Annotated in this window: 5 protein-coding genes; 4 read left to right on the top strand and 1 reads right to left on the bottom strand. The window is 61.5% G+C overall.

Annotated features, from left to right (window positions below; all coding sequences use genetic code 11):
- From MOV61_RS15655 to MOV61_RS15640, 4 genes are all read left to right on the top strand, one after another.
- Window positions 1–642, top strand: a 642-nt coding sequence (locus tag MOV61_RS15655; RefSeq protein ID WP_247137239.1) for an SDR family oxidoreductase, incomplete at its 5' end; no start/stop codon positions are given.
- Between the two features lie 121 nt (window positions 643–763).
- On the top strand, window positions 764–4,150 hold the full coding sequence (locus tag MOV61_RS15650; protein ID WP_247137238.1) for an ATP-binding protein: 3,387 nt from the start codon (window positions 764–766) through the stop codon (window positions 4,148–4,150).
- Window positions 4,143–5,066: a response regulator transcription factor gene (locus tag MOV61_RS15645; protein WP_247137237.1), complete on the top strand. Its 924-nt coding sequence runs from the start codon at window positions 4,143–4,145 to the stop codon at window positions 5,064–5,066. Before MOV61_RS15650 ends, MOV61_RS15645 begins: the two co-directional genes overlap by 8 nt.
- A 56-nt stretch (window positions 5,067–5,122) precedes the next feature.
- Window positions 5,123–5,647, top strand: coding sequence for a hypothetical protein (locus MOV61_RS15640; protein WP_247137236.1), 525 nt, complete (start codon window positions 5,123–5,125; stop codon window positions 5,645–5,647).
- Between the two features lie 96 nt (window positions 5,648–5,743).
- On the opposite strand, the gene MOV61_RS15635 is transcribed toward MOV61_RS15640, so the two are convergent.
- The gene (locus MOV61_RS15635; protein WP_247137235.1) at window positions 5,744–6,868 is read right to left on the bottom strand and encodes a branched-chain amino acid ABC transporter substrate-binding protein; all 1,125 of its coding nucleotides are present in this window, start codon (window positions 6,866–6,868) and stop codon (window positions 5,744–5,746) included.
- Window positions 6,869–6,884: the final 16 nt, after the last annotated feature.

The following is a 6,884-nucleotide window of genomic DNA, read 5'->3' as shown; positions in this document are numbered from 1 at the left end:
GCCAAGGTCGTGCTCGGCGCTCGCCGCACCGACCGGCTGGAAGCATTGGCCGAAGAGATCGCCGCAGCCGGCGGCACCGTCCGCATCCGCCGGCTCGACGTCACTGATCGCCACGAATTCCAGGCCTTCGCGGAATTCGCACTTGCCGAATTCGGCCGCATCGACGTCCTCGTTAACAATGCCGGCCTGATGCCGCTGTCGCTGATGTCGTCGCTGAAGGTCGAGGAATGGGACCGGATGATCGACGTCAACATCCGCGGCGTGCTCTACGGCATCGCTTCGGTTCTGCCGATCATGAACGGCCAGGGATACGGCCAGATCATCAACATTTCGTCGATCGGCGGCCTCGGCGTGGTGCCGACAGCAGCGGTCTATTGCGCCACCAAATACGCGGTGCGGGCGATCTCCGACGGACTGCGCCAGGAGAACGACAAGATCCGCGTCACCTGCGTCTATCCGGGCGTGGTGGAATCCGAGCTTGCCGGCACGATCACCGATCCGGTCGCGGCGGATGCGATGAAGACCTATCGCAGCGTCGCCCTGACGCCCGATGCGATCGGCCGCGCTGTCCTGCATGTCATCGACCAGCCTGAAGACGTGGATACAAATGAGATTGTGGTGCGCCCAACCCGCACCATGTGACCGGCTTCCAGGATGCGGTGGGGATTTACCGCACCGCATCATACTTTGCTTGCAAAACGCCGCGCCTCAGCCGAAAGTGCACAATTGACGGTCTCTCCTCAAAAGGTGCTAGAAATTAGGCATGGCAGCGCGGCAACGCATCATTCCCGTTCGGCGTGAATACAATCGTTGGGTCGCCAACCAGACGCTGGAGGACTACGCCCTCCGTTTCACCGCCAAGAGTGCCCGCCGGTTTTCCTCCAGCCGCATTTCCCAGACCGCCATCGGCGCCATCTCCTTCCTGGCGCTGGAGGCGATCGGCGGCACGATCACCCTCTCCTACGGCACCACCAACGCAATTTTCGCGATCGTCGCAGCCGCCATCGCCATGCTGGCGATCGGCTGGCCGATCAGCCGTTATGCGATCCGCCACGGCGTCGATATCGACCTCCTGACCCGTGGCGCCAGCTTCGGGTATATCGGCTCGACCATCACCTCGCTGATCTATGCGAGCTTCACGTTCATGCTGTTTGCGATCGAGGCGTCGATCATGACCGGCGCGCTGGATCTCGCCTTCGGCATTCCGCCCTGGATCGGCTACATCATCAGCGCCGTGGTGGTGATCCCGCTGGTCATCTACGGCGTGCAGCTGATTTCCCGCTTCCAGCTGATCACCCAGCCGTTCTGGATCGTACTGAACATCCTGCCCTTCGTGTTCATCGCCTTCATGGACTGGCAGAAGTTCGATCTCTGGCGTGCCTTTGCCGGCATCGGCCATTCGAACGCTCAGGTCGGCGGACCAGCCCCGTTCAACCTGGTCGAGTTCGGCGCGGCCTCCGCAGTCATCCTCGCTTTGATGCCGCAGATCGGCGAGCAGGTCGACTTCCTGCGCTTTCTGCCGCCGGAGGGCCTCGACAAGTGGCGTCACCGGTTCGCCGTCTTCCTCGCCGGCCCCGGCTGGGTGGTGGTCGGCGTGCCGAAGCTCCTGGCGGGCTCGTTCCTCGCTGTCCTGACGCTCTCGACCGCCGTGCCGATCCGCGAGGCGGCAGACCCGGCGCATATGTATTTCGCCGCCTTCGGCTACATGATCCCCAACGATACGGCCGCGCTGCTGCTGATGGCAGCCTTCGTGGTCGTCTCGCAGTTGAAGATCAACGTGATGAACGCCTATGCGGGCTCGCTCGCCTGGTCGAACTTCTTCTCGCGCCTCACCCACAGCCATCCAGGCCGTGTCGTCTGGCTGGTGTTCAACGTGGTGATCGCGCTGCTTTTGATGGAGCTCGGCATCTACCGGCTGCTCGAAGCGACGCTCGGCATCTTCTCGATCATCGCCATGGCCTGGCTCTGCACCATCTCGGCCGATCTCATCATCAACAAGCCGCTCGGCCTGTCGCCCGAAGGTATCGAGTTCAAGCGCGCCCATCTCTACGATATCAACCCGGTGGGCTTGGGCTCGATGTTCGGCTCGGCGGCGATAGCGCTCGCCGCCCATTTCGGCCTGTTCGGCCCGTTGATGACCTCGCTCGCCACCTATGTGACGCTGATCGCCTTCCTGATTTCGCCGGCGCTCGCCTTTGCGACCAAGGGCAAATTTTACCTCGCCCGAAAACCGCGCCAGAGCTGGAAGACGGTCGGCTCGATCACCTGTTCCATCTGCGAACATCCGTTCGAGCATGAGGACATGGCCTGGTGTCCAGCTTATGCTGCACCGATCTGCTCGCTCTGCTGCTCGCTCGACAGCCGCTGCCACGACATGTGCAAGCCGCATGCGCGGCTGAACACCCAGGTTGGCGCGGTCGCTCGCTCCTTCCTGCCGGAAAGCGTCATCACCCGGCTGACGACGCGCCTCGGGCGTTATGCCACCACGGCGGTATTTTCGATCTCGATGATCGGCGCGATCCTCGGCATGATCGCCTACCAGGTCAGCCATGCAACCCCTGTCAACGCCGAGGTCATCTATGGCACGGTGCTGATCGTCTTTTTCGTCTTCGCGATCATCGCCGGCATCGTTTCCTGGTTCTATGTGCTCGCCCATGACAGCCGGGTGGTGGCGGAAGAGGAATCTTCCCGCCAGAACACGCTGCTCCTCAAGGAAATCGCCGCCCACAAGAAGACCGACGCGGCACTTCAAGACGCCAAGGAAACCGCCGAGGCCGCCAATCGCGCCAAGAGCCGCTATGTCGTCGGCCTTTCCCACGAGCTGCGCACACCGCTCAACGCCGTGCTCGGTTACGCCCAGATCCTCGAGCGCGACGAGACCATCCCCGCCCCGCGCCAGTCGGCAATCAAGGTCATCAAGCGCTCCGCCGACCATCTGTCTGGCCTGATCGACGGGCTGCTCGACATTTCCAAGATCGAGGCGGGCCGGCTGCAGGTCTATTCCAACGAGATCAACATCCAGGATTTTCTCGACCAGATCGTCGAGATGTTCGGCCTGCAGGCACAGGCCAAGGGCCTAGCCTTCGAGCACGAGCGCGCCCGCGCCCTGCCGCAATATGTCCGCACCGACGAGAAGCGGCTGCGCCAGATCCTCGTCAATCTTCTCTCGAACGCGATCAAGTTTACCGACGAAGGCACGGTGAAATTCGACATCGCCTATCGCAGCCAGGTCGCTACCTTCACCGTCTCCGATACCGGCCGGGGCATTGCGGAAAAGGATCTCGGCCGCATCTACGAACCCTTCCAGCGCGGCGAGGCGGAAAGCATCAGGCCGATGCCCGGCCTCGGTCTCGGCCTCACCATCACCCAGTTGCTGACCAATACGCTCGGCGGCGAGATCGCGGTCGCCAGCACCAGGGGCGAAGGCTCGATCTTCAAGGTGCGACTGATGCTGTCCGCCATCGAGCGGCCCAACACGACACCGGCGGCGGAAAAGAAGATCGTCTCCTATACCGGCCCGCGCCGCACAATCGTGATCGTCGACGACAACGAGGACCATCGTGACCTGATGCGCGAGGTGCTGGTGCCGATGGATTTCGTCGTGCTGACCGCCAATAGCGGGCCGGACTGCCTGACGCTGATCGAGGGCGTGACGCCGGACCTGTTCCTGGTCGACATCTCCATGCCCGGCATGAGCGGCTGGCAACTCGTCTCCCGGCTGCGCGAGATCGGCCAGGTGGCCCCGATCGTCATGCTCTCGGCCAACATCGGCGACGGTATCGCGACGCATTCCGGCGACGAGGGCCATAACGACGCGATCGCCAAACCGGTCGACATCCGCAGGCTTGCCGACAAGCTCGCCGCCCATCTCGGCCTCGTCTGGATCTACGAGAACGAAACGGTGGTTCCGGCGGTCGTTGGCCCGAAAAAGCCGATCAAAAGTCCGGGGACGAACCATGTCCAGGACCTTTTGCGGCTCGGCGAAATCGGCTACGTCCGCGGTATCGAAGCGAAACTCGCCGATCTCGCCCGGGAGGAGGAACACCGCCCCTTCACGGAAGAACTCGGCGCCTACGTGCAGGCCTTCGACCTTGCCGGTTATATGAAATTCCTGAGCCGACTTGAGGCAGAAAGGACGAGTGATGGCTGAAACTGCTCTGCCGCGCGATATCGTCCTTCTCGTGGACGACAGCCCCGAAACCCTGGGCTTCCTCACCGAGGCCCTCGAAAAATCCGGCTTTTCGGTGCTGATCGCCACCGCTGGCCAGTCGGCGCTCAACATCGTCGAGCGCATCACCCCGGACCTCATCCTGCTCGACGCGGTGATGCCCGGCATGGACGGTTTCGAGACCTGCCGCAAGCTGAAGACCAATGGCGCCGTTGCGCAAGTACCGGTCATCTTCATGACCGGCCTCACCGAGACCGAACATGTGGTCAACGCGCTCGATTCCGGCGGCGTCGACTATCTGACCAAACCGATCAATATCGACGAACTGCGCGCCCGCATCCGGGTGCACCTTTCCAATGCCCGTTCGGCCCAGAGCGCCCGCGTGGCGCTCGACGCCGCCGGCCGCCATCTGCTGGCGGTCAAGGCGAGTGGAGCGATCCACTGGTCGACCCCCCAGGCGACACGGCTGATCAACGCGGCCACCAACAGCGACGATGGGCTCGACATCGTTTCCCGCCGGATTTCCACCTGGATGGCCGAGCGTGACAAGCCCGGTTTTGCCCGCGACGCCGCCTTCGCCCTCGTCCAGAACGGCCAGGCGAGCCTACAGTTCTCCTTCCTCGGCGCGATCGGCGCCGACGAACATCTTTTCCGCCTGACGGCCGCCAACAAACGCCCCGACGACGAAGTGCTGCGCCAGCATTTCCCGGTGACCCAGCGCGAATCCGAAGTGCTGCTGTGGATCGCCAAGGGCAAATCGAACCGCGACATCGGCGACATCCTCGGCCTCTCGGCACGCACGGTGAACAAGCATCTGGAACAGATCTATGTGAAGCTCGGCGTCGAAAACCGCGCATCGGCCGCCGTTAAGGCCGCGCACGTGCTGCATGAGATGTGAACGCAGAGCGCTCCATCGTCTAAACTGTCATTGCAGCGACAAAGGGAGTGACTGTTTTGCGCTTACCGAATGTAGACGAATTCCGCCAACCATTTATCGAGCCTTTAGGGCATTTGGCGATGCAGGCCGCATATGCGGATAACGAATTAATTGAACTATGCTCACAGATTCCTTCGGAAGGCTCTCCCCACCAGATGCGGCTGGAGGATGTAGCTCAGAAACTTAGGAACTGGGACAAAAAAGCAGAGGCCTTCGTCCGCCTTCGCATTCATATGATTGCTGATGCGGGGTTAAGGGATCAGGCTTTAGATGCGCTAACCCGATTTGAAACTCTCAGGACACAACGACATCGAGCAATCCATGACGCCATTGAGGTCGGGATATCTGGTAGCGGCGACATGTACGATGTATCGGCACTAGCAGTCGAGTACAGGCGAGGAAAGCAATCTACGACCGTCAGCCTGAACGCTGTTACACCCGAAGTGATCGCCGATCTGGCTTGCCAGCTTTATGACCTTCAGCGAGATATAAATTCGGTGACTTATGCGCTGACGCGCGCGGAAGGAGATCCGGTTGATTGACTTCCGTCACTCCAGAATTTTTCTTCTGAAGCAAACGCAAAGAAGCCCGGCTTTTGACCGGGCTCCCTTTTAAAATTCGGCTTGGCCGATAACGGCTCAGCCCTGCGGGAAGTAGCTGTACTTGCCGTCCGGACCCTTCTTCCATTCGTACATGATATAGCCCGGGATCTTCGGGTCGCCCTTCGCGTCGAAGGCAATATCGCCGAGAACGGTCTTGAACGGACCCTTTGCATGCAGCGTCTTGGCAACGGCTTCGGCGTCGTCGGCCTTGCCGGTTGCCTTGATGCCGGCAGCGATGACCTGCACGGCTGCGTAGGAATACAGCGTGTAGGCTTCCGGGTTGAAGCCGGCTGCCTTGAACTTGGCAACCAGGTCCTTGTTGGCCGGGTTCAGCGTCGGATCGGGGCCGAAGGTGTTGAGCGTGCCTGCGACGGCGTCGCCGGCGATCGAAGCCAGTTCGTTGGAGACGATACCGTCACCCGAAACGAGCGTGGCCTTGAGGCCCTGGTCCTTGGCCTGGCGGATGATCAGGCCGGCTTCGGTGTGGAGACCGCCCCAGTAGATGATCGTGACGCCAGCTTCCTTCATCTTGGAGATGAGAGCCGAGAAGTCCTTGTCGCCGACGTTGACGCCTTCGCGGATGACTTCCTTGAGGCCCTTGGCGTTCATTGCCTTCTTGGTCTCTTCGGCAAGGCCCTGACCGTAAGGCGTCTTGTCATCGATGATGGCGATCTTCGCGCCCTTGAACTTGTCGGCGAGGTAAGCGCCGGCAACGCCGCCCTGCTGGTCGTCACGACCGCAGGTACGGAAGACGTTCCACAGGCCACGCTCGGTGAAGACCGGGTTGGTCGCAGCCGGGGTGATTTCCAGCATGCCGTTTTCGGCATAGACTTCCTTGGAAGCCGGAATGGACACGCCGGAGTTGAAGTGGCCAACCACGTACTTGACGCCGTCGGATGCAAACTTGTTGGCAACCGAGATGCCCTGCTTCGGATCGGAGACGTCGTCGCCGAGGACGATCTTGATCTTTTCACCGTTGATGCCGCCGGCGGCATTGATGTCGGCTGCTGCCTGTTCGGCACCCTTCTGGAGCTGCGCACCGAAGGCCGCGTTCGGACCCGTGAGCGGACCGCCGACGCCAATAACGATGTCGGCCCATGCGCTACCGCTGAAGGCAACCATGGCCGTCAGCGCAACCGCGGAAAGAAGAGACTTCTTCATCGAGTTACTCCCAATT

Source organism: Neorhizobium sp. BETTINA12A, from assembly GCF_023006485.1.
Lineage (GTDB): Bacteria > Pseudomonadota > Alphaproteobacteria > Rhizobiales > Rhizobiaceae > Neorhizobium.
The sequence above is the reverse complement of the archived record's forward strand: the minus strand, read 5'-3'. Positions and strand labels throughout refer to the sequence as shown.